This window comes from Rhodoferax sp. GW821-FHT02C08 (assembly GCF_059421805.1).
Window position 1 is genome coordinate 60,724 of sequence record NZ_JBWKVR010000018.1, and the last position, 21,876, is coordinate 82,599.

The window sequence follows — 21,876 nt, forward strand, 5'->3', positions numbered from 1 at the left end:
TCAGCGAAGAGGTTTGACCCGCTCCCCCATCCGCGCCTTAACGTAGTGCTCGGTCATCCCTCGATTCTTGTGCGCAAGCAGCTTCTGCGAGTGCGCCAGGTCGCCCGTATCGGTTGCCGCCTTGGCCCGGATATCTCGGAATTGAAAACTCACACCGGCCAGCGTGCGGGCCTTGTCGAAGCGTGAGCGCAGCGCATCCTTGCTGAGCGGCTGGCCGTTGTCGTCTTGGATCAGGAATAGGCTGGTGACCTTGTTGGAGCGGGCGGTGATCCTGGTGATGACCTCCTCCAGTTCCCCGGTCACTTCGATCCCCAGGCGGGCGCTGGTTTTGTTCTGCACGATCCACAGCGCCCCGTCGCGCACGTCTGCCCGTTTGAGTTTGAGCACGTCGGCCGGGCGTTGGCCGGTGAGCAAGGCCAGGTCCATAGCGTCGATCACCGTGGGGTGTGCGTGTGCCTTCACCTGGGCAAATTCGGCGTCTGTGACGTAGCGCGAGCGCCCCGTTTCCCTGAACCCTTTCACGCCCTGGCAGGGGTTCGGCATGGCCGTAAACCCCCACTCCCGTGCCTTGTTGAAGATGTGGGAGAACAGGGCCTTTTCGCGGTTGGCGCGGACCTTTGCCACCTGGCCCCGGACGTCGAGATATTCGCGTATGTGCATCGGCTCGATGGCGTCGATGGGCATATGCGCGAACACCTTGAGCAGGTTCGCCAGTTCTTTCTCGTTGTCCCAACGGGTCTGCACCCCTTTGGTGGGCAAGACCTCCCGCACGTAGCGCTTGGCCACAACGGAAAAGAGGCGGGTTGAATCGTCCTCTCGGACGCCTTCGCGCTGCGCCCATAGGCGCAAGGCTTCGGCCCGGTCGTTGGACAGCTTGGTCCACACACGCGGCAGGGTGCCGCTGACGTGGTACCACACGCGGCCCTTTTGGTGGAAGCGCGGCGGGTCGTCAAAATTCCCTTGTCGTCTGCGCCCCATCAGGCACCCCGCAATGCTGCGAAATTCGGCCGGTGCGCGGCTTCTTCGGGGGCGCCGCAGCCGAGCATCTTCTCGGTGTACTTGCGCGCCACGATGGGCCTGCGGTTGCCGTTGATTTCAAACCGCCAGCCCTTTTTGCTCAGCCATTCGACCTGGCGGGCCGGTGTCTTGAACCCGGTCAATTCGGTGACCTCATCCGAGGTGAGGAAAATCATTGTGTCCATAGTGATGATCACCCCGCATGCGCCCGGAGTTGCTGTTCTTCCGCCACGCTGCGCGACACGCCATAGGTGTCCAGCTTGAAGCGCTCTATCTCTTGCAGATCGTCGAAATAGGCTTCGTTGGCGGTGCCGGTGTGCAGCTTGCGAAGGCCTATGACAATGTCCCGGGCTTTGGCGAACTGGTCTTCCAGCAGGTGGATGCGTTGGTACAGCATTCGGATTTCGTTCACCTGGGATGTGTCGATCATGGAGCGCCCGTATTTGGTTTCCCAGTACAGCGCCAGCACCGCCATGCGGGGCACGGGGTCCAGATCGCGCATCCCTGTATTGCGCAGCCAGCGGCGCACCTTGGCCTCTGGTACGCCCAGGATGTCGCAGGTTCGCGGCATGCCCAGTTCATCCACAAATGCGGCGAACACGTTTACTCCCCAAATCTCTTTTGGTGCGCTGATCATGGTGCTGGTGTCTCGTAAAAAAATGCGGGATTGGCCGGGTCTGTAGGGTCCATGGGCCGATAAAAATGCGTCCTCTGGCCGCGCTGCCTGGTGTGCGTAACAGTCCTGTTTTTTGTGGCCTGGTTTCGGGGCCTCTATTCCTATCGGGTCTGTAAAAAAGCCTTGTAAATCAACAGGTGCGCAGTTATTGAATCGAGTCCAAGGAGGGGCGGGGTGCGGGGTCAAAACCTCCAGTTCCCGCGGCTTGGCCTTGGTTTCGATGCGCCATTCCTCGGTGCGGGTGGTGAACAGCAGGGCGCTCAGCAGGTCGCAGGCCTTGGCCTTCACCCCCTTGATGCAGCGGGCCACTTCGTCGCGGTAACGGGTGCTGGGGCGCTCTGCATAGACCACCTTGAAATCCAGCTTGAAGACCTCGCAGGCCATCAGCCAGGCGCCGTAGTCGTTTGCCTTGGTGGCGGCGAACGCGGCCAGCAGGCCGGGGCTTTCGTCGCCCACGCTGCCCAGGCGGAACAGTTCCCGCGTGGGGGTGATGGGCGGCACGCCGAAGAACTGGAATTGCCGGATGCCCCACAGCCGCGCCCACGCCACGATGCGGGAGGCCGACGACGCCGCAGCCTCGCCGGTTTCGTGGTCGGTGCCCACGCCTTCGCCGTCGATGCTCTTGGACACGTACTTGGCGACGTAGCCCACGGCGCTGCCCTTGGCCGGGTCGATGCGCTCCACCACAAAGCGGTGTTCTGCCGCGCCTGGTTCGTCGGGCGACTCGCTCAGGGCATAGGCGCTGAATGTGGAAATCACCTGTTCGCAGTGCTCGGGTGGGGTGAACACCAGAACGTGCCAATGCGGGCACCCGTCGTGGTGTGGCTCCACCACGCGCAGCCCGCACAGTGGCACGCCGCCGTGTTCCAGCTTGCGCAAGGCCAGCCGCCATACCCCGTTTAGGTGGGCCTGCGCCTGGCGGGGCGCAGTGCGGTCGTGGCGGTCGTTGCGCTGGCCGCTGCTGTGCCGGGCATGGAACCGGCTGGGGCAGGTGAGGGTGAGGAATAGCGCCTCGTACCCTTTGGCCTTGGCGTGTGTCTCTATGCCCTTGATGCGTGCCATCAGGGCGCTGCGGCGGTTGGCCGGGTTGGCAAGGCTTCCCTTTGCCAGTTCATCCAGAGGCAGCATTTCGCCCGTGGCCTGGTTGATCGCCACCAGGGAGGCCAGCAGTTCAGAAACCCGCTGTTGGTTGCGTACAGCCCGCTTCATGGCGTGGTCCGATACATACCGCCCGGCGTGGCGGTGGACACGCCCGGCCAGGATGGCGGCATGCTCCACGGAGCGGAAGCGTTTGCGCAGTGCGCGGCGCCACCATGCGGTATCGCATAGCCGGTTGGTGACCTCCAGCAGGCCGGCCTTGTTGGGCAACTGGATGCTGTGCTGCTTGGCAATGTTGCGCAGGATGCGGCGTATGGTGGGCTCGGGTGTTTCGTCGTTTTTCCAGCGTGCGCAAGTGCGCTGACATGACGCGGAGGCCCGGCGTGCGGCGTCGTTCAGATCGCAGTCGCTCAGGTCGAAAGCGGTGGCGTCTGGCAATGCTGCAGCGGCCATCATGCGAAATACCCGATCAGGTAGGCGCCTTGCTCGCGCAAGCGGCATGCTGCGTTGTAGGCGTCGGCATCGTCGAAGGGCCGTGCTTCCAGGGTGCGTTCGTAATGGGCTCGCAAGTTGCGCAGACGGTATGCGGCATCGCTCATGCGGGGTTCGGGCCATGAGATCAGCCCAGGGGCGTAGGTGCGCTGGTCGCTCATACGTGCTTTCGCTGAGGGAACTGGAAGATTTGGGCCGTTTTCAGGGCCGAACCCGGGGCGGGTGGCATCCCGGCATTCGGCTTTGAAAAGGGCCGGCGTGCAGGCGCTGGGATGGCCTGCGGTGCCTGTGCGCAGTGGACGCGCTGGGTGGGCGTGGCCCACCAGGCGAACGGGCGGGGCGTGGGGGTGTGCATCAGACTTTCACCCAGGGCCAGAGCAGCGCAAACTGAATTGGCGTGATGAACAGAAAAATGCCTTCGTCGCACACTTCAAACGAGAACAGCGACTTGCAGCCGGGGCCGACAACGTAGAAATCCAATTTGGCAATCAGCAAATCAAGCTTGGGCATGGTTCAGCCTTTGAGTGCAACGAGGTTTCCGAAGTCGTCAACCACGGCGCGACCATCACTGGCAGTGCCGAAGAACACGTCGTAAATCGACACGTAGAAAAAACGCGGGTCGATATCGCTGCGCCACCACGAGGCGAAGCCGTTCCCCGCTGACTCGCGGGAGGTGGAGTAAATGGTTTTCATGTGCAACCTTTCAGGCGAACGCGTCAGCATCGAAGCAGCGCACGGGGCGGCGTGCGCGGGGCTTGGCTCCCCGTTGTCGATTGAGGCGGCGGGCCTCTTGTGCGGCGCTGGTGGCCTGGCCGTGTTCAGATACCGCCACGGCTTCGCCCCTGCTGGTGCTTGCGTAGGCCACGACGAATGCAACGCCGGTATCCAGCACGCGGAAATGCGGGGCCGATGCGGGCAGCACCGGGGCGACGTATGCACCCGGCGTGACAGGGTTCCCTCCCCACCCCACTGCGTGGGTCCCCTGGTCGGCGCCCAGCGGCGCCCAGTCAGGACACATTGGGGTTGCCCGACTGCCCATTGCTTGGCAAAAGGAGGGGGCCGAATCGCCGCTCACTACCTGCAACCCCGTTGCAGAGGCTACAGGCCGCAAACCCGCATCAGAACTAGGTTTTGATGGTTTTAACCGCATCAAAATCCCCGTCAAACGGTGCGATTGCGTACAGTTGGATCGCGCTGGGACGCAAGCATGAGGACGATGAGCAGGCCGATTACACCCGCTGCAACTGCGCCGCCCGTGCCTTTGCTTGACAGCATTGAAACCGGAATGGTGAAGTTGCTCATGCTGCCTCCGGCTCTTGTTGTGCGTCGGCATCGTCGGGCAGGTGATGTGCCAGCGGCGATTTGGAAAGGTGGGACGACAGCCAATCACCTACAGTTTTGGGCTGGTGGTCGTCGGGCACCTTCCGTGCAATGTTGCGGCCCTGCAGCATCAGGATTGCTACGTAGTTAAGGGCCAGGACCGCGAACAGTTCACGGATAGCGTTTTCGGTGGCGTCAGAAAACTGACCACCGAACACGCCGCCAGATTTGAATTCCTGAGACAGGATGTCGGTCGCTTTGACGCGGTTCGAGTCGATCAGGTGCAGCAGCTGATCTGCTTGCGCCTTCGGCACCTCATCCGATAGCAGGATGGCGGGCCGACTGACCCGCTGAACGATGCCGCCCAGCCCTTGCAGCAGGTCTTGCGTGCTGGTGTCTTGGTCTTCGGGGAACTGGCTACCTTGTTCCTCGTATTGGGCTTCGAGGTAGGCGCGGACTTGGCTTTGCTGGGATGGAGACAGGTTGCGCGTTTCGTTGCGAAACTCGCTGATATAGGCTTTGGAAAGACCGGTGCCCTCTGCGATGGACGCAACCGTTAGGTTGAGGTCTTTGGATGCTTGTCGGATTTGCTCAGGGGAAATTCCCTTGCGTTGGGTGCTCATGTCGAAACCTTTCGTGTTTGCAAACAAACGAAAGCCGTTTGTTTGCGCACATTCTAGGTAGCGATGATGTGGTGGTCAATCGAAACTCGACAGAATTTGTTCGAAAACTGTCAGATTGTTTTTTTCCAGAGGTCTGCAAATGTCAAACCGAACTCTTCTTCCAGCTTTTTTTGCAGCTTAGGAATGTGTCCGAGGGCAAGCGCTTGTACGTTATCCGACTCTATGGTTTTACCTTCTCGCATGTCAGACAGGAAGTCATTGAAAAGAGCCATCATGTCCGCGACTGCCATCGTGCTAGCGCGGTACGCGTTTTCGCCATGCTTCAGCCGAGACATTGAATGAAGTACGCCGTAAATCACTTCCCGCTCTGGTGCATCCAGTTTCCAAAGCATAAATAGGGCGAATAGGCCCTTTTCAAGGTCAGTTTTTGGCAGCATCTCCGGCTCACCTCTTGCCGGTGATTCGGAGTTGCTGCTTTCTTCGCCTCCGAAAATAAGCCAGGTCGGCGTAACCTCTAACGCCTCAGAGAGCATGCGAAGCTCACGAGCACCAGGTTTGTAGAGGCCCACTTCATAGCCTCGAATAGTTGTTCGACTAATCCCTGAATTTGATGGGCTATCTAGCAATTTGGTGAGCTTAGAAAGGCCGTCATGGTTCAGCCCTTTTGCAATGCGTTTTTGGGCAATTCGCTCGCCGATTTGATCTTCCGGGGCACTTGGCGCTTCCGGTTTATCGATGTCAGTAGTTGTCATGGGGTCCATCGCTGCACATCGTTTGTAACGAGGTGCGGTATCAGCTTTTTATCCAAGGTAGCCAGTTGTGCGCCGTTATCAAGTGCGGCCCGGACGTAGGCCGCGTCATAGCTGCCACAGCCCAAGTCCATCGCATCAGAAAAGAGGGACTCGGCATCCCGGATATCGACGATGTGTTGAAAGCTGACATCGGTCAACAGGTCGAAAAACTCGCGGGCCTTTGAGGCAGTAATGGTCAGGCCTCTGACTTTGCGCACCAGCTTTGCAGCCACCTCGTGCTGACACAGTTGCGTCATGACCGGGGTTACGTCGCCTTTGTCGATGGCGAACAGCAACGCCATGGCGTAATCTTTGTTGGCTTGCGGGTCGGGTAGGGCGATAGCCAGCAGGACGCTGGCGTCAATTACAACCAGTTCAGTCATGGCCGCGGTCGCGGTCTCTACGCACTTCCGCCGTAATGCCTCTTGCGGTGGTTGCCACCGGAGATTCCTTGCACATTTTCACCAGCTTGCCGATGGCGGAATGCTGCCGCTTGGCATTGGTAGCGGTTTTCAAAATGATCGAAGTCGCCTGCGTACGGCCCTTGCCCAGCGAATGCGCAGCGCCGGGCACGTGGAAATATCCAGCTGTGACGGGTTTTGCATGCAATGACTGTGCGTTTTTCATGGGTGGAGTTTACCGCACAGGGCAATTTCAGGCCTTTGAAGAGATGGAAAGCAGCCGGTGTAAACGGTGATCAGCAGACCAATTCGCACAACAGAAAGACACCCCCAATAGCTTCTACAAAACGCAAAATGGCCCAGCAAACATGCGGTGTTCCAGCCATAGAATAGAGGTGCGTTTGTAGATGGTTGCAGGCGCTAACATGTTGGTGGGGTTGAGTTTTTTTCTAGACTCATAATCCTTTGGTCGAGTGTTCAAGTCACTCACGCCCTACCATTTCATCTTTTGCATGAAAAGGTTCCCATGATTCTCGTGACGGGTGGCGCTGGTTATATCGGAACGCATACCTGCGTTGAACTGCTGAATGCAGGGCAAGACGTCACGGTATTCGACAACTTTTGCAACAGCCAGCCCGAGTCCCTGGCGCGCGTGGAGCGCATCACCGGTAAGAAGCCTCACGTGATTGAGGGCGATATCCGGGACCGTGCGGCACTGCTTGCTGCATTGCGCAGCAGCGGCGCCACTGCCGTCATCCATTGTGCGGGTTTGAAGGCCGTGGGCGAATCGGTGCAGCAGCCCTTGCGTTATTACGACAACAATGTGGTGGGCACTTTGCGCCTGCTGGAGGCCATGGGCGAGTGCGGCGTGAAGACGCTGGTGTTCAGTTCGTCGGCGACGGTGTATGGCGATCCGCAGCGTCTGCCTCTGACCGAGGACCACCCACTTTCCGCTACCAACCCTTACGGTCGTAGCAAGCTGATGGTGGAGGATCTGCTGCGTGATTTGCATCGCAGCGACACGTCCTGGCGTATTGGCATCTTGCGTTATTTCAACCCGGTGGGCGCGCATATCAGCGGCCTAATTGGTGAAGATCCTCGCGGCATTCCCAACAACCTGATGCCGTTCGTGGCCCAGGTGGCTGTGGGGCAGCGTGAGTTTTTGAACGTCTGGGGCAATGACTACGACACACCCGATGGCACCGGTGTGCGTGACTACATCCACGTGGTGGATCTGGCCGTGGGTCATCTGAAGGCGCTGGAGCGTTTGCAGTCTGTGCCTGATTTCCTCACGGTGAATCTGGGCACCGGCATCGGCTATAGCGTGCTGGACATGGTGAAAGCCTTTGAGCTCGCTAGCGGCAAGCCTGTGCCTTATCAAGTGGCGGCTCGTCGCCCGGGCGATGTGGCGGCTTGCTATGCCGAACCGCATGCTGCCGCGGAGCTGTTGGGCTGGCGCGCCGAGCGTGGCCTGGATGCCATGTGCGCCGACGCCTGGCGTTGGCAAAGTGCCAACCCGCGCGGGTTTGCCGCCTAAAGCTGCTTTTTCACGTCAGGCCGCGCGGCCGATTTCCGGCCAGCGCCGGTGTAGCCATACCCAGGCGACTAGCCCAATGCCCATCATGGTCAGAGATGCCAATGCCAGGGCCTGCGCAGAATGCATGACCAGTGGCGCGAGTATGCCTGCCACCAGGCCATTGGCAATGGAGCCCAGGCAGGCCTGCAGGGACGAGGCCATGCCGCGCCGGGCGGGGTAAAGGTCCAGCACCAGCAGGGTGACGGCTGGCACCATCATGGCCCAGCCCAGGGCGAAGATCGCCACCGGAATCAAGGCCCAAGCCACATGGGCCTTGAACAGCCAGTTGGCGACCACGTTGGCTACAGACACCAGCACCATGATGGCAAAGCCATGGCGGATTTGTGTCTTGGGTGCCACCTTGCCCGCCATGCGTCCGCTGATCCAGGCGCCCGTCATGATGCCGCTGATGGTCAGCACAAAAAACCAGAAGAACTCTGTGGGCTGTAGCGCCAGGATTTGCCCCAGGAAGGCCGGCGCGGACAGCACGTACAAAAACATGCCGTTGAACGGAATGCCGCTGGCCAGCGCCAGCAACAGAAAGCGCGGGTTGGAGCACAGCTCGCCGTAGCCTTGCAGTAGGTGCCGCGCATTGAAGGGTTGGCGCTGGGCAGGGTCCAGCGTTTCCGGTAGATAGCGGAAGTTGGAGATCCACAGCAGCAAGCCAATGCCCGCCAGAAACCAGAAGATGCTGTGCCAACCCAGGTGGACAAATAGCCACCCCCCGATGATGGGCGCGATGGCGGGCGCCACGCCAAAGTAGATGGTGACCTGGCTCATGACCTTTTGTGCCTGTGCCGGTGGAAACATATCGCGCACCACGGCGCGGGACACCACGATGCCAGCACCGGTGGACAGGCCTTGCAGGGCGCGGAAGAACACCAGTTGCCCAATGCTTTGCGACAGCGCACAGCCCATGCTGGCCACCGTAAAGACGGCAAGCCCGGTCAGTACGACTGGACGCCGGCCAAAGCTGTCGGACAGCGCTCCGTGGAACAGATTCATGAACGCAAAGCCGAACAGATAGGCCGACAGCGTTTGCTGCATCTGTGCCGGCGTGGCCCCCAATGAGCTGGCTATGCCGTCGAACGCGGGAATGAATGTGTCAATGGAAAACGGCCCCAGCATGCCCAGCACCGCCAGCAAGATGGCCAGGGCCCAACGGGGTGCGACCCACAATTGGGCGGCGTTAGGGTTCATGGTGCGATGGGATGGTGCTGCCCGTGTAGCCTGAGGTGTCGCTGGCAATACCGTTAAGCTGGGTTTTGCTCAGCAGGCAGGTGGGTGGAATGGCCTGCAGCTGGATGCTGTCACCCGATGTCGCCGGCAGCGCTGATGCAATCAGTGCTGGCGACAGGTCGTACATGCAGGCGCAGGACGGGGCGTCGCAGCGGCGGCGTCCGGGGCAACTGCGGTGGGCTTGCATACCTACGGCCTGGGCACCCAGAGGTGCCCAACGGTCCAGCATCAGGCCCTTGCGCGGGACGAACAAACCCAAGGTCGGCGTGCCCAATGCTGCTGCGACGTGGAGCGGGCCGGTGCTGGCTGCCACGACGGCGTCGGCACGTTGCAGCAAATGGCTGAGCTGCTGCAAGTCCAGACGACCAAATGCATCGAACACCCCGGCTGGACGGCTGATGGCTGGCCACTGTTGTGCCAGGCGTTGGCTTTCGGCTGGTGATCCCGTCAGCACCACGGAGCGGCCTTGGTGGGCCAGCCGCGTCGCAAGTTCAACCCAGTGCGCGATGGGCCATTCGCGCGCCGAACCGGCGGAGAAGGGGTGCAGCACGACATAGCTGTCCTGCGGCAGATCGACTGGCATGCGTACTGCGGGTGCCAGCAGGTTCATCCACTTTTCTACGGCTGGCAGCGTGTCGTTGGCGGTGATGCCAAACGGGATGAGCATGCGCAGATTGCGCTGCGCCTCGTGGCGGGGCCAGCCGTAGCGTTTGGTGAACACAATGTGGTTGCACCAGTGGGGCAATTCGGCGCCACTGGCCGAGCCTATGCGGACCGGGATGGTAGCCAGGTCCAAACGCCCCGGGGTCTTGGCTGGATGGATATCGTTGTACGCAAGCAGTGCGTCAAAACCGGCCAGGGTCTGGTCTGCATCCAATGGGATGAAATCGCTGACGCCCATCATGGCCACCAGAGGCTGGTGGGTGCGGTTGCCCATCCAACTGATGTCTACCTTGACGTTGCGTTGCAGCAGACGCAGCGCGGGCAGCACGGCAATCACATCACCCAGGCCTTGCGGACCCAGGATCAGCAATTTGCGCGGCAGGGGCAGGGGCTGCCGCAAGGCATCCCATGGACCCAGCGCGCCCCAGCGGCGTGCTGCTGTGCTTGCCACAGAGGTCTTTACAGGCCTGCCGCCGCCCGTAGTGCTGCTGCTTTGTCGGTGCGTTCCCAGGTGAACTCGGGTTCTTCGCGGCCGAAGTGGCCATAGGCGGCGGTCTTTTCGTAGATCGGGCGTAGCAGGTCCAGCATCTGGATGATGCCCTTGGGGCGCAGGTCGAAGTGTTCGGCGACCAGGGCTGACAGCTTGTCGTCGGAGATCACGCCCGTGCCTTCGGTGTAGACCGTGATGTTCATGGGCTTGGCCACGCCGATGGCGTAGGCCACCTGGATCTGGCACTGGCGCGCGAGGCCGGCGGCCACGATGTTCTTCGCCACATAGCGTGCGGCGTAGGCGGCCGAGCGGTCGACCTTGCTCGGGTCCTTGCCCGAGAACGCGCCGCCACCGTGCGGGCAGGCGCCGCCGTAGGTGTCGACGATGATCTTGCGGCCGGTCAGGCCGCAGTCGCCTTGCGGGCCGCCGATGACGAAACGGCCGGTCGGGTTGATCAGGTAGCGCGTGTTCTGCAGCCATTCCTTGGGCAGCACCGGCTTGATGATCTCCTCAATGATGGCTTCGGTGAACGAGGCCTTCATCTTGGTCGAGGTTTCACTCTGGTCCGGGCTGTGTTGGGTGGACAGCACCACGGTGTCGATCGAGTGCGGCTTGCCGTCCACATAGCGCATCGTCACCTGGCTCTTGGCGTCGGGGCGCAGGAAGGGCAGGCGGCCGTCCTTGCGCAACTGGGCCTGGCGCTCCACCAGACGGTGGGCGTAGTAGATCGGGGCAGGCATCAACTCTGGAGTTTCATCGCAGGCGTAGCCAAACATCAGGCCCTGGTCGCCGGCGCCGGTATTCAGGTGGTCGTCACTCGCGTGGTCCACGCCCTGGGCGATGTCGTTGCTCTGCTTGTCATAGGCGACGAGCACGGCGCAGCCTTTGTAGTCGATGCCGTATTCGGTGTTGTCGTAGCCGATGCGCTTGATGGTGTCACGCGCCACTTGGATGTAGTCCACATGTGCGTTGGTGGTGATCTCGCCGGCCAGCACGACCAGACCGGTGTTGGTCAGCGTTTCTGCGGCTACACGGCTCAGCGGGTCTTGTTTGAAGATAGCGTCCAGAATCGCGTCGGAGATTTGGTCGGCGACCTTGTCGGGGTGGCCTTCAGAGACCGATTCGGAGGTAAAGAGGAAGTCGTTCGCCATTTTGATTAAGCTCCTTCGTTTTGAAGACAATACACGGGATGCGTTGCTTCTAGCTTTGGGCCTCGGCGAACGCTTTAGCAGATGTGTTTTAAGTCGCCCTGCAAGTAGTTCAATTAACTCAGCGACAGCTTTTATTTTACCGCCTAGTTTTATGTCCCTGATATTCCGATGGTCTGCCTATCTGCCTCTGGCGGTGTTGCACATGGTAGGCGCACTGCTGGGCTGGGTGGCGTACCTGGCGTCACCCACCTACCGCAGGCGCTTTCGCGAGAACGTGGCCCAGGCCGGCATTGCCCCGCGCCAGGCACGCCGCGCGATTGCCGAAGCTGGTAAGTTGGTGACCGAGTTGCCCTGGTTGTGGCTGCGTCCGCGGGCGCAAAAGCTACCCAAGATCACCTGGCAGGGCGTGGAATTGCTGGAGGCCGCACTGGCCCAAGGCAAAGGTCTGGTCTTCATGACGCCGCATGTGGGCAGCTTCGAAGTCGTCCCGCAGGCGCATGCTGCGCGCTTTTCCGCGCAGTACGGCGACATGACGATCTTGTACAAGCCGTCCAAATTTGCATGGCTTGACGGCCTGTTGAAAGAGGCGCGTTCGGCGCCGGGTCTGGAAGCTGCACCCACCACCACTGCTGGCGTGCGCATGATTCTCAAGTCGCTGAAGCAGGGCCGCGTGGTCGGGATGCTGCCCGACCAGGTGCCAGGCGTTGGGCAGGGCGTATGGGCTCCGTTCTTTGGCCGTCCGGCCTACACCATGACCCTGGCTTTACGTTTGGCACGCCAAACCGGGGCACCAATCCTGGTAGCCTTGGGCGATCGTTTGCCCTGGGGGCGTGGCTATGTCATCCATGTGCATTCCCTGCAACTGCCGTTGGACCAGGGTGACGAAGTGGCTGCCACCGCGCTGAACCAGGCGATGGAAGCGCTGATTCGCCAACGTCCCGGCATGTACCTCTGGAGTTACGCGCGCTACAAACAGCCGCGCAAAGAAACCCCGCCCTCGGCTTGATTCTGGAGCGTTGATGTTGTCCCATGCTGTGATTGTTGTGATGCGCCTGCTGGCGCGCCTGCCCTTGTCCTGGCTGCGCGCCACAGGTTGGGCTTTGGGCATGCTTTTGTACGGGCTGCTGGCCGGCCGGCGCGCAGTGGCGATGACTAATTTGGCGCTATGCTTTCCAGAGCGCTCTGTGCAGGAACGGCGTGCGCTGGTGCGCAAAATATTCGTGCACTTTACCCAGGCGTGGCTGGACCGTGGTTGGCTATGGAGTGGCCCGCCCGCACGGACCTTGCAGCGCTTGAAGTTGACCGGTGATGTGGCCCAACTGCAGGGCGATGCGCCCACGGTTTTGTTCGTGCCGCATTTCGTGGGGCTGGACGCGGGCGCTACTGCGTTGTCGCAGCAGGTGCCACGCCAATTCAGTACCTTGTTTGCGCCGCAGTCGAATGTGGTGATGGACGCATGGATCGCCGAGGGCCGTCAGCGCTTCGGCAATGCGGAGCTATTCGACCGGGGCGGGCCCATGAAGCCGATTGTGGCCCTGGTAAAGGCCGGCAATCCTTTGTACCTGCTGCCGGACATGGACTTTGGTGCCAAGGATGCGTTCTTCGTCCCCTTCTTTGGCGTGCCGGCCGCCACCGTGCCCTCGCTGCCGCGCTTTGCACGCTTGGGCCGGGCCAAGGTGGTGCCGGTGTTGACGCGCATGACGCCGCAGGGCTACGAGGTGCAGATACTGCCCGCCTGGACGGACTACCCCACGAACGATGTGGAGGCCGATACGGCACTGATGAACCAGCGCCTGCAGGACTACATCCTCCGCATGCCCGAGCAGTACTTCTGGGTGCACAAACGCTTCAAGACCCGGCCGGAAGGTCAGGCCGAGGTGTATTGAGGTTCGCTCTGTTTTTAGGAGCTGCTGGCGCAGGTACTGCCTGCGCCAGGGGCCTAAAAGACTATTCTTCGTTGGCCGACTCTTGCGGCAGCGTGGATGCCTGCGGTGTGGCTGGGTGGGCCCAGTCCCAGAGCAGTTGGCTGGCTTCGTCTATGCCGCGTTTCTTCAGCGCCGAGAACAGCTTCACCTCGCCGCCACCGGCCTGCAGGCGCGCGATGGACAGGGCCTTGGTGGACTCTTCGCGGTTCAGCTTGTCGGCCTTGGTCAGCAGGATCAGGAACTTCAAACCCTCCACCACGCGCGGGCGCACGATGTCCAGCAGGATTTCGTCCAGCTCGGTCAGGCCGTGGCGCGGGTCGCACATCATCACGATACCCACCAGGTTTTCGCGGGTGACCAGGTAGTTGGCCATCACTTGTTGCCAACGGATCTTGTCGGCCTTGGGCACGGCGGCGTAGCCATAGCCGGGGAGGTCGGCCAGCACGGCATCCATCACGCCTTGTTTGCCCAGGCTGAATAGATTGATGTGCTGGGTGCGGCCGGGTTTTTTTGAGGCGTAGGCCAGCTGTTTTTGCTGTGTCAGTGTGTTGATGCAGGTGGACTTGCCCGCATTGGAGCGGCCCACGAAAGCGATCTCGGGCACGGTCAGCGGCGGTAGGTGGTGCAGCTGTGGTGCGGTGGTCAGGAACTTGGCCGTGTGCATCCAGCCCGAGGCGATGACGGCCTGGCTTTTGGTGGGAATTGCAGGTGCAGCAGGGCTGCGGGGCGCGCCGGACGGGCTCGCCGCGGAGCCGTCGGAGGGCGGTGTAGAGGTAGGAATCATGCGATCTTCAAGAGGTTCTCATGGAGAGAACCGGACCCGCATTGTAGAATCATCGGGTTGTATGCACACGAACAGACATTAATAAGAACCACGATATGAAGCTTCTTGTCTCCTTGCTTACCGCCGTCGCTCTGGCCGCACCCATGTTCTCAGCTACGGCTGCCGAAGAGGCCGCTCCTGCATCGGCGGCAGCGAAGCCGGATTTGGTTAAAGGCGAGGCAAGCTTCACAGCTGTGTGCGCAGCCTGCCACGGCGCCGACGGCAATTCAGGCGTTCCGGCCAACCCCAAGCTGGCCCAGCAACATCCCCAATACCTGGTGAAGCAGCTGCAGGAATTTAAGTCCGGCAAACGCAACAACGCCATCATGAAGGGCTTTGCCAGCACGCTCAGCGACGAGGACATGCGCAATATTGCCTACTGGGTTACCTCCAAGAAGGCGAAGCCTGGATTCGCCAAGGACAAGGAGCTGGTTGCTTTGGGTGAGCGTATTTACCGCGGCGGCATTGCCGATCGCCAGATCGCCGCCTGCGCCGGATGCCACAGCCCGAACGGTGCCGGCATTCCAGCCCAGTATCCGCGCCTGGGTGGCCAGCATGCCGACTATGTGGCTGCGCAACTGACCACTTTCCGTGATGGCTCGCGCAAGAATAGTCCGCAAATGACGCAAGTGGCCGCCAAACTGAATGACCGCGAAATCAAGGCTGTATCCGACTACGTGGCCGGCCTTCATTGAGGGGGGCCAGGGTGCGGGTTCTGTGATGGAACCAAGCGCCATATTCACACACTAAAGGGCGGTCCATTCTTGATGGCCCGCCCTTTTTGATTCTTGCTATTGCAGATCTTTTTTCCTTCCATGACCGTTACCACCCACGGCGTTCGCGTCAAAACCGGCTCCCAGGCCCTGCGCTCCGCGGTGGAGTTGCTGTCGTCGATGCGTTTCTCGATCTCGCTGCTGACTGTGATTTGCATTGCCTCCATCATCGGCACGGTGCTCAAGCAGCAGGAGCCGCTGGTGAACTACGTGAACCAGTTTGGCCCGTTTTGGGCGCAGGTATTTGCGGCGGCCAGCCTGACCACTATTTACAGTGCCTGGTGGTTCATGTTGATCCTGGCGTTTTTGGTGCTCAGTACCTCGCTGTGCATTGCGCGCAGCACGCCCAAGATCCTGGCCGAGCTGCGCGTCTACAAGGAAAACATCCGCGAGCAGAGCCTGAAGGCATTTGCCCACCGCGCCGAGGCGGCATTGGACGAGGCGCCCGAAGTTGCTGCCCGTCGCATTGGGCAAACCCTGGTCAGCGGCGGCTGGAAGGTCAAGCTGCAGCAACGTGACAACGGTTGGATGGTTGCCGCCAAAGCCGGTGCGGCCAACAAGCTGGGCTATATCGCCGCGCACAGTGCCATCGTGCTGATCTGCCTGGGGGGCTTGTCTGACGGCGACCTGGTGGTGAAGGCGCAGATGTTGCTCAACGGCAAGTCGGTCTACAAGGGCGGCGGACTGATTGCCGATGTACCGCAAGACTACCGCCTGGGCCCGAACAACCCGACCTTCCGTGGCAACCTGCTGGTGGCCGAGGGCTCGCAGGCCAGCGTGGCCATCTTGAACCAGTCGGATGGTGTGGTGCTGCAAGACCTGCCGTTTGCCATCGAGCTGAAGAAGTTCTTCGTCGAGTACTACTCCACCGGCATGCCCAAGCTGTTTGCCAGCGACATTGTGATCCACGACAAGGAAAGCGGTGCGGCGATTCCGGCGCGGGTCGAGGTGAACCACCCGGCCAGTTACAAGGGCGTGGAGATTTACCAGTCCAGCTTTGACGATGGTGGTTCCTCGGTCAAGCTGCGGGCTCTGCCCATGGTGGCCGGGGTCAAGCCCTTTGAAATCGACGGTGTGATTGGTGGTAGCGCGCCAGTATCCCTGGGGGGGGGCGACGATAAGCTGACGCTGGAATACACCGCACTGCGTGTCATCAATGTGGAGAATTTCGGTGACGCTGCCGCTTCTGGTGCCGATGTGCGCAAGGTGGATCTGCGCCATTCCATCGACTCGCGCCTGGGCGCGGCGAACAAGACGCAGACCCAGAAGGTGCTGCGCAATGTAGGCCCCAGCATCAGCTACAAACTGCGGGATGCGGCGGGCCAGGCCCGCGAGTTCCACAATTACATGCTGCCGGTGGACACGGGTGACGGCGTACCGGCTTTTCTGTTGGGCGTGCGCGAGAATCCGGCTGATGCCTTCCGCTACCTGCGCATTCCTGCCGACGCACAAGACAGCATGGAGGGCTTCACGCGCTTGCGTGCGGCGTTGGCCGACCCGGTGCTGCGCGAGCGGGCGGTGCAGCGCTACGCTGCCAAGGCGGTAGACCGCAGCCGGCCCGAACTGGCACAGCAGCTGATGGTTTCTGCCGGCCGAGCCATGGCCTTGTTCGCCGGTAGCCAGGCGCCGACGGCTGCGGGCACGCCGAACGGTGGCTTGCAGGCCATCTCGGACTTCATCGAAGCCAATGTGCCGCAGGACGAGCGAGCGCGGGCCGGCGAGGTGCTGGTGCGCATTCTGAACGGCGTGCTGTTCGAGCTGGCACAGATCAGCCAGGAAAAGGCCGGTCTGCCGCCCCTGGAGCCCGACGCCAAAAACCAGGGCTTCATGACGCAGGCGGTGCTGGCTTTGAGCGATGTGCAGCTCTACCCCGTGCCCATGGTGTTTGAATTGCTTGACTTTCATCAAGTACAGGCCAGTGTCTTCCAGGTGGCCCGCGCGCCCGGTAAAAAAGTCGTGTATCTTGGCTGCGCCTTCCTGATACTGGGCGTGTTCGCCATGCTGTACGTGCGTGAACGCCGCGTATGGGTCTGGCTCGGCAGCCGCGATGGCCAGACGCAGGCTTCCATGGCGTTGTCCACCAACCGCAAGACGATGGACGGTGACCGCGAATTTGACCACCTCAAGAGCAAGTTGCTTGGGGCCAAGGAATCAATATGAATACAGCAACCGCACCCACCACCATCCAGTTGAACGAGGGATATTTCTCGCGCCGTAACCCTGTGGACTGGATTTTTGCCGCCCTGGTGCTGGCAGGTGGTCTGTTTGCGTTCAGCCGCTATATGGGCTTTATGGATGTCTATGAAAAAGGTATCTTGCTGGCAGCCATGCCTGCCGCCATCTGGGTGGGCTGGTTTTGGCGCCCCTTGCGGGTGTTGATGCTGGCCGTGGCCGCCTTGTCCCTGCTGGCGATTTGGTCCTACCAGGTGGACGGGCTGGGCAGTTTGCCGCGCTCGGAGTCGGTGTTCTGGTTGAAGTATTTCTTGTCCAGCCAGTCGGCCATTCTGTGGATGAGCGTGCTGGTTTTCATGTCCACCATTTTTTATTGGCTGGGCGTGGTGGCTTCGGGTAGCAATAGCGCCAGCATGGAGTCCATAGGCTCGCGCATCGCCTGGGCTGCCGTGACCATGGCCCTGGTGGGCACCATGGTGCGCTGGTATGAAAGTTACCTGATCGGTGCCGATGTGGGCCATATCCCGGTCAGTAATTTGTACGAGGTGTTCGTGTTGTTCTGCTGGCTCACGACCACCTTCTACCTGTACTTTGAGGCCCAGTACCAGACCCGTGCCCTGGGGGCGATGGTGATGCTGGTGGTCAGCGCGGCGGTGGGCTTTCTGCTCTGGTACACCGTGGTGCGTGAAGCGCATGAAATCCAGCCCCTGGTGCCCGCCCTGAAAAGCTGGTGGATGAAGCTGCATGTGCCGGCCAATTTCATCGGTTACGGCACGTTCTCGTTGGCGGCCATGGTGGCGTTTGCTTATCTGGTCAAGCAGCAGGCGCTGGAAACCCGCTGGCACAAGCTCACGCCGCTGTGGCTGTTGGGCATTGTGCTGTGCTTCATGCCGCTGGTGTTCCGCAAGACCACGGCGGAGGCAGGCGGCAGCTACTGGGCGGTGTATTTCGCGATTTCGGCAGCCATCATGGGCGGCATCCTGGCTGGGCGTAAGCGCATCGCTTCGCGCTTGCCCGCTTTGGAAATTCTGGACGACGTGATGTACAAGTCCATCGCTGTCGGTTTTGCCTTCTTCACCATTGCCACTGTGCTGGGGGCTTTGTGGGCGGCCGAGGCCTGGGGCGGCTACTGGAGCTGGGACCCGAAGGAAACCTGGGCCTTGATCGTCTGGCTTAACTACGCCGCCTGGCTGCATATGCGGCTGATGAAGGGGCTGCGCGGCACGGTCGCTGCCTGGTGGGCGCTGGCCGGTCTGGGCGTGACCAGTTTTGCCTTTTTGGGCGTGAATATGTTCCTGAGTGGATTGCACAGCTACGGAACCTTGTAAGGTTTTTTCATCTCGGACGACTGATACTCACGTATCCAAGGAGTCCCCATGTTGATCAAGTCCCGCGCCAACGGTTTCATCCATTCCACCCCCAGCGACATCACGCCGCAGCGCATCTACGAGGGCCGGCGTGACATGGTCAAGCTGATGGCATCTGGCGTCGCCGGTGCCACTTTGGCCGGTTGGGCCGGGCGTGAGGCGATGGCCCAGGGGGCTGGACAAGGTGGGGGCAAGCTGCCGCCGCTGGTGGGCGCCAAGTCGTCCGTGGCGGGCGCGGTGGTGATGGAGAAGGTCACCGACTACAAAGACGCCAGCAGCTACAACAACTTCTACGAGTTCGGCACCGATAAGGCCGACCCGGCCAAGAACGCCGGCACGCTGCAAACCAAGCCCTGGACGGTCGAGATCGAGGGCATGGTCAAAAAGCCGGCCAAGTACACCCTGGAAGACCTGCTCAAACTTAGCCCCATGGAAGAGCGTATCTACCGTCTGCGCTGCGTGGAGGGCTGGTCCATGGTGATCCCCTGGGTGGGGTATTCGCTCAGTGCGTTGATCAAGGCCGTGGAGCCCTTGGGCAGCGCCAAGTATGTGGAATTCGTCACCCTGGCTGACCCCAAGACCATGCCTTTCGTGGGTTCACGCGTGTTGTCGTGGCCCTACGTAGAAGGCCTGCGCCTGGACGAGGCCATGCATCCGTTGGCCTTGCTGACGTTTGGCATGTACGGCGAGGTGCTGCCCAATCAAAGCGGCGCACCAGTGCGCATGGTCGTGCCATGGAAATACGGCTTCAAGAGCGGTAAGAGCATCGTCAAGATCCGCTTCACCGACAAACAGCCGGCAACCGCCTGGAACAAGGCGGCTTCCAACGAATACGGCTTCTATTCCAACGTGAATCCCGATGTGGACCACCCGCGCTGGAGCCAGGCGACCGAGCGGCGCATTGGTGAAGACGGCCTGTTTGCCAAGAAGCGCAAGACGCTGATGTTCAACGGCTACGAGGCCCAGGTCGGCCAGCTGTACGCCGGCATGGACCTGAAGAAGTTTTACTGAGCGGCACAGCCATGAAAAAGTTGCTGTTGCATCCGGCGGCCAAGCCGTTGGTGTTCGTTCTGTGTTTGCTACCGTTTGCCTGGCTGCTCTACGGCGCTTTCACCAACGGCCTGGGTGCGAATCCGGCCGAGTACCTGATCCGCTCCACCGGCGACTGGACGCTGCGTTTCATCTGCATCGTGCTGGCAGTAACTCCCTTGCGCACCATGGCCAATTGGCCTGCTTTAGCCAGGTTTCGGCGCATGCTGGGGCTGTTTGCCTATTTCTACGTCGTGCTCCACCTGCTGAGCTACAGCGGCTTTGATATGGGTTTTGACGTGGGCGACATCGCGCATGACATCGCCAAGCGGCCTTTCATCCTGGTGGGTTTCTTGGCCTTCGTGTTGCTGACGCCGCTGGCTGCCACATCCTTCAACCGCGCCATCAAGGTCATGGGCGCCAAGCGCTGGCAGTTGCTGCACAAGCTGGTCTATCTGATTGCCGGCCTGGGGCTGCTGCACTTTTTCTGGATGCGAGCCGGCAAGCACAACTTTGCCGAAGTGGCGGTCTATGCCGCCATCATCGGGGTATTGCTGGGTTGGCGGGTGCAGCAGTTTATAAAGAAAATCGGGCTGCGCCGCACATCCACTCAGCGGGCGTAGCTATTAAATATGTAGCAACTAACCGACGCGCTTTTCCAGGCGTAGCTGGTCTTCAATCGTCTCCCGCGCGCGGATGACGTGGGCTTGGTTGCCGTCCACCAGGATTTCGGCCGCACGGCCCCGGCTGTTGTAGTTGCTGGCCATGCTCATGCAGTAGGCGCCGGCCGACAGTACCGCCAGCATGTCGCCGGGTTGCACTGCCAGATCGCGGTCGCGGCCTATCCAGTCGCCGCTTTCACACACCGGGCCGACCACGTCGTAGGTTGTGTTGGCTTCTGTGCGTGGCGTGACCGGTGCTATGTGGTGGTAGGCTTGGTACATCGCCGGGCGGGGCAAGTCGTTCATGGCCGCGTCGATGATGCAGAAGTTTTTCTGCTCGCCGGGCTTGAGGTAGAGCACCTCGGTCAGGCAGACACCGGCATTGCCCACCAGGGAGCGGCCCGGCTCGATCATCAACTGGCGCTGGCCGTAACCACGGGCGTCCAATTTGGCCAGTAGCTTGTGCCACAGCGCGTCGGCTTCGGGTGGCGTGTCGCCCTGGTAGTTGATGCCGAGGCCACCGCCAAAGTCGATGTGGTGCAGGGGGATGCCAGCGGCTTCGATGGCGTCCACCAGATCCAGCACGCGGTCCATGGCGTCCAGGTAGGGCGTTTCTTCGGTGATCTGCGAGCCGATATGGCAGTCAATGCCCTTCACCTCCAGACCGGGCAGGCTGGCGGCGCGCCGGTAGGTGGCGAGGGTGTCTTCGTGTGCAATACCAAACTTGTTGCCTTTGAGCCCGGTGGAGATGTAGGGGTGGGTCTTGGGGTCCACGTTCGGGTTCACGCGGATGCTGATGGGGGCGCGCAGCCCCTGGGACAGGGCAACCTCGTTCAGCACTTCCAGTTCAGCCGTGCTTTCCACGTTGAAGCAGCCTATACCCGCTTGCAGGGCGTGGCGCATTTCGGCCCGAGTCTTGCCCACGCCCGAGAAAATCACCTTGGACGGCACAGCACCTGCGGCCAACACGCGCTCCAGCTCACCTTGGGAGACGATGTCAAAACCGCAGCCCGCTTCGGCAAAGACCTGCAGCACGCCCAGGGATGAGTTGGCCTTCATGGCATAGCAGATCTGCGCGTTGCGCCCTGCAAAGCCGCGCTGGTAGGCGGCTAGTGCATCCAGCATCGCCGCTTTGGAGTACACGTACAAGGGCGTGCCGTGGGTATGCGCCAGCGCCGCCAGCGACTGGCCCTCCACGCAGAGGACGTTGTCTTGGTAGGCAATATGGGGCTGGCCGGGCAGAGGCGTGGAGGTCATAGGATGGTCAGGCAAAAAGTTTGTGCCATGTTAGTTGCGCCAGCAGGGCAAAGGCTATGGCAAATACAAGGTGTTTTGGCGGTCAGGCCTGCAGATCCAAGCTTGTCTGGCAAAACACTTTAAGTTGCGGTTTTCAGGGGGCGGAAGCTGGTTTTTCCGCCGGTTTAAGGACATCCGGCGTCAGTGTTTGCGGCAGCGTGGCGCGCTTGGCTGCAGCTGGTTCGGTTGGGTGGTAGAGGTCACCTTTCTGGCCGCAGGCGCCCAGAATCACCATACAGGCGGTAGCAACAACGGGTCTGACTAGAATTTGGCTTAACTTCAACATGGCGAA

The 21,876-nt window shown here is 61.0% G+C and carries 26 protein-coding genes and 1 tRNA gene; 9 read left to right on the forward strand and 18 right to left on the reverse strand.

From position 1 onward, the window contains the following. From AC07VY_RS19565 to AC07VY_RS19620, 12 genes are all read right to left on the reverse strand, one after another. Complete coding sequence (locus tag AC07VY_RS19565; RefSeq protein ID WP_495098923.1) at positions 1–918, reverse strand: tyrosine-type recombinase/integrase; 918 nt, start codon at positions 916–918, stop codon at positions 1–3. Between the two features lie 59 nt (positions 919–977). Beyond that, positions 978–1,193, reverse strand: coding sequence for a DUF4224 domain-containing protein (locus AC07VY_RS19570; RefSeq protein ID WP_495111366.1), 216 nt, complete (start codon positions 1,191–1,193; stop codon positions 978–980). A 17-nt stretch (positions 1,194–1,210) separates the two neighbouring features. Beyond that, positions 1,211–3,247, reverse strand: a complete 2,037-nt coding sequence (locus AC07VY_RS19575) for a replication endonuclease (RefSeq protein WP_495098921.1) — start codon at positions 3,245–3,247, stop codon at positions 1,211–1,213. Beyond that, positions 3,244–3,444, reverse strand: coding sequence for a hypothetical protein (locus tag AC07VY_RS19580; RefSeq protein ID WP_495098920.1), 201 nt, complete (start codon positions 3,442–3,444; stop codon positions 3,244–3,246). Before AC07VY_RS19580 ends, AC07VY_RS19575 begins: the two co-directional genes overlap by 4 nt. Before the next feature lie 193 nt (positions 3,445–3,637). Then, a complete protein-coding gene (locus AC07VY_RS19585; RefSeq protein WP_495098919.1) occupies positions 3,638–3,793 on the reverse strand; it encodes a hypothetical protein in 156 nt (51 codons plus the stop codon). Between the two features lie 3 nt (positions 3,794–3,796). After that, positions 3,797–3,976 (reverse strand): hypothetical protein, encoded by a 180-nt coding sequence (locus AC07VY_RS19590; RefSeq protein ID WP_495098918.1) that lies wholly within the window; start codon positions 3,974–3,976, stop codon positions 3,797–3,799. A 10-nt stretch (positions 3,977–3,986) separates the two neighbouring features. Then, positions 3,987–4,301, reverse strand: coding sequence for a hypothetical protein (locus AC07VY_RS19595; protein ID WP_495098917.1), 315 nt, complete (start codon positions 4,299–4,301; stop codon positions 3,987–3,989). 143 nt (positions 4,302–4,444) lie between these two features. Beyond that, on the reverse strand, positions 4,445–4,585 hold the full coding sequence (locus tag AC07VY_RS19600; RefSeq protein WP_495098916.1) for a hypothetical protein: 141 nt from the start codon (positions 4,583–4,585) through the stop codon (positions 4,445–4,447). Then, the gene (locus AC07VY_RS19605) at positions 4,582–5,226 is read right to left on the reverse strand and encodes a helix-turn-helix domain-containing protein (RefSeq protein ID WP_495098915.1); all 645 of its coding nucleotides are present in this window, start codon (positions 5,224–5,226) and stop codon (positions 4,582–4,584) included. The genes AC07VY_RS19600 and AC07VY_RS19605 overlap by 4 nt, the downstream gene beginning before the upstream one ends. Positions 5,227–5,336: 110 nt before the next feature. Further along, on the reverse strand, positions 5,337–5,978 hold the full coding sequence (locus AC07VY_RS19610; RefSeq protein WP_495098914.1) for a helix-turn-helix domain-containing protein: 642 nt from the start codon (positions 5,976–5,978) through the stop codon (positions 5,337–5,339). Next, positions 5,975–6,400, reverse strand: coding sequence for a type II toxin-antitoxin system VapC family toxin (locus tag AC07VY_RS19615; protein ID WP_495098913.1), 426 nt, complete (start codon positions 6,398–6,400; stop codon positions 5,975–5,977). Before AC07VY_RS19615 ends, AC07VY_RS19610 begins: the two co-directional genes overlap by 4 nt. Beyond that, positions 6,393–6,644, reverse strand: a complete 252-nt coding sequence (locus tag AC07VY_RS19620) for a hypothetical protein (protein WP_495098912.1) — start codon at positions 6,642–6,644, stop codon at positions 6,393–6,395. The genes AC07VY_RS19615 and AC07VY_RS19620 overlap by 8 nt, the downstream gene beginning before the upstream one ends. A 167-nt stretch (positions 6,645–6,811) precedes the next feature. On the opposite strand from AC07VY_RS19620, the gene AC07VY_RS19625 reads away from it, so the two are divergent. Both AC07VY_RS19625 and galE read left to right on the forward strand, forming a co-directional pair. Continuing rightward, a tRNA-Met gene (locus tag AC07VY_RS19625) sits at positions 6,812–6,917 on the forward strand. A gap of 27 nt (positions 6,918–6,944) precedes the next feature. Next, positions 6,945–7,955 (forward strand): UDP-glucose 4-epimerase GalE, encoded by a 1,011-nt coding sequence (gene galE, locus AC07VY_RS19630; protein ID WP_495098911.1) that lies wholly within the window; start codon positions 6,945–6,947, stop codon positions 7,953–7,955. Between the two features lie 15 nt (positions 7,956–7,970). Here galE and AC07VY_RS19635 read toward each other — a convergent pair whose 3' ends face one another. The 3 genes from AC07VY_RS19635 to metK are packed head-to-tail and all read right to left on the reverse strand — an operon-like array spanning position 7,971 to position 11,537. Next, entirely contained in the window at positions 7,971–9,194 is a 1,224-nt protein-coding gene (locus tag AC07VY_RS19635; RefSeq protein WP_495098910.1) for a multidrug effflux MFS transporter, read from the reverse strand. Beyond that, entirely contained in the window at positions 9,184–10,347 is a 1,164-nt protein-coding gene (locus tag AC07VY_RS19640; RefSeq protein ID WP_495098909.1) for a glycosyltransferase family 9 protein, read from the reverse strand. The genes AC07VY_RS19635 and AC07VY_RS19640 overlap by 11 nt, the downstream gene beginning before the upstream one ends. Positions 10,348–10,355: 8 nt before the next feature. Then, a complete protein-coding gene (metK, locus tag AC07VY_RS19645) occupies positions 10,356–11,537 on the reverse strand; it encodes a methionine adenosyltransferase (RefSeq protein ID WP_076201660.1) in 1,182 nt (393 codons plus the stop codon). 151 nt (positions 11,538–11,688) lie between these two features. Between metK and AC07VY_RS19650 the strand changes: the two genes are divergently transcribed. Continuing rightward, positions 11,689–12,543: a lysophospholipid acyltransferase family protein gene (locus AC07VY_RS19650; RefSeq protein ID WP_495098908.1), complete on the forward strand. Its 855-nt coding sequence runs from the start codon at positions 11,689–11,691 to the stop codon at positions 12,541–12,543. Positions 12,544–12,556: 13 nt separating this feature from the next. Further along, complete coding sequence (locus AC07VY_RS19655; RefSeq protein WP_495075149.1) at positions 12,557–13,423, forward strand: lysophospholipid acyltransferase family protein; 867 nt, start codon at positions 12,557–12,559, stop codon at positions 13,421–13,423. Positions 13,424–13,484: 61 nt separating this feature from the next. Here AC07VY_RS19655 and yihA read toward each other — a convergent pair whose 3' ends face one another. Beyond that, positions 13,485–14,126 carry a ribosome biogenesis GTP-binding protein YihA/YsxC gene (gene yihA, locus AC07VY_RS19660; RefSeq protein ID WP_495075480.1) on the reverse strand — a complete coding sequence of 214 codons (642 nt, stop codon included), beginning with the start codon at positions 14,124–14,126 and terminating at the stop codon, positions 13,485–13,487. A 215-nt stretch (positions 14,127–14,341) separates the two neighbouring features. Between yihA and AC07VY_RS19665 the strand changes: the two genes are divergently transcribed. The 5 genes from AC07VY_RS19665 to msrQ all read left to right on the forward strand — a co-directional run bounded on the left by AC07VY_RS19665 (position 14,342) and on the right by msrQ (position 20,249). Next, the gene (locus AC07VY_RS19665) at positions 14,342–14,980 is read left to right on the forward strand and encodes a c-type cytochrome (RefSeq protein WP_495098907.1); all 639 of its coding nucleotides are present in this window, start codon (positions 14,342–14,344) and stop codon (positions 14,978–14,980) included. 120 nt (positions 14,981–15,100) lie between these two features. Next, on the forward strand, positions 15,101–17,218 hold the full coding sequence (locus AC07VY_RS19670; RefSeq protein ID WP_495098906.1) for a cytochrome c biogenesis protein ResB: 2,118 nt from the start codon (positions 15,101–15,103) through the stop codon (positions 17,216–17,218). Then, entirely contained in the window at positions 17,215–18,558 is a 1,344-nt protein-coding gene (gene ccsB, locus AC07VY_RS19675) for a c-type cytochrome biogenesis protein CcsB (RefSeq protein ID WP_495098905.1), read from the forward strand. Before AC07VY_RS19670 ends, ccsB begins: the two co-directional genes overlap by 4 nt. A gap of 48 nt (positions 18,559–18,606) precedes the next feature. After that, on the forward strand, positions 18,607–19,608 hold the full coding sequence (gene msrP / locus AC07VY_RS19680; RefSeq protein ID WP_495098904.1) for a protein-methionine-sulfoxide reductase catalytic subunit MsrP: 1,002 nt from the start codon (positions 18,607–18,609) through the stop codon (positions 19,606–19,608). Positions 19,609–19,619: 11 nt separating this feature from the next. Continuing rightward, positions 19,620–20,249 (forward strand): protein-methionine-sulfoxide reductase heme-binding subunit MsrQ, encoded by a 630-nt coding sequence (msrQ, locus tag AC07VY_RS19685; RefSeq protein ID WP_495098903.1) that lies wholly within the window; start codon positions 19,620–19,622, stop codon positions 20,247–20,249. 18 nt (positions 20,250–20,267) lie between these two features. Here msrQ and lysA read toward each other — a convergent pair whose 3' ends face one another. Together lysA and lptM are read right to left on the reverse strand one after the other, a co-directional pair. Beyond that, a complete protein-coding gene (lysA, locus tag AC07VY_RS19690; RefSeq protein ID WP_495098902.1) occupies positions 20,268–21,545 on the reverse strand; it encodes a diaminopimelate decarboxylase in 1,278 nt (425 codons plus the stop codon). Between the two features lie 133 nt (positions 21,546–21,678). Then, positions 21,679–21,870: an LPS translocon maturation chaperone LptM gene (lptM, locus tag AC07VY_RS19695; RefSeq protein WP_495098901.1), complete on the reverse strand. Its 192-nt coding sequence runs from the start codon at positions 21,868–21,870 to the stop codon at positions 21,679–21,681. Positions 21,871–21,876 lie beyond the last annotated feature (6 nt).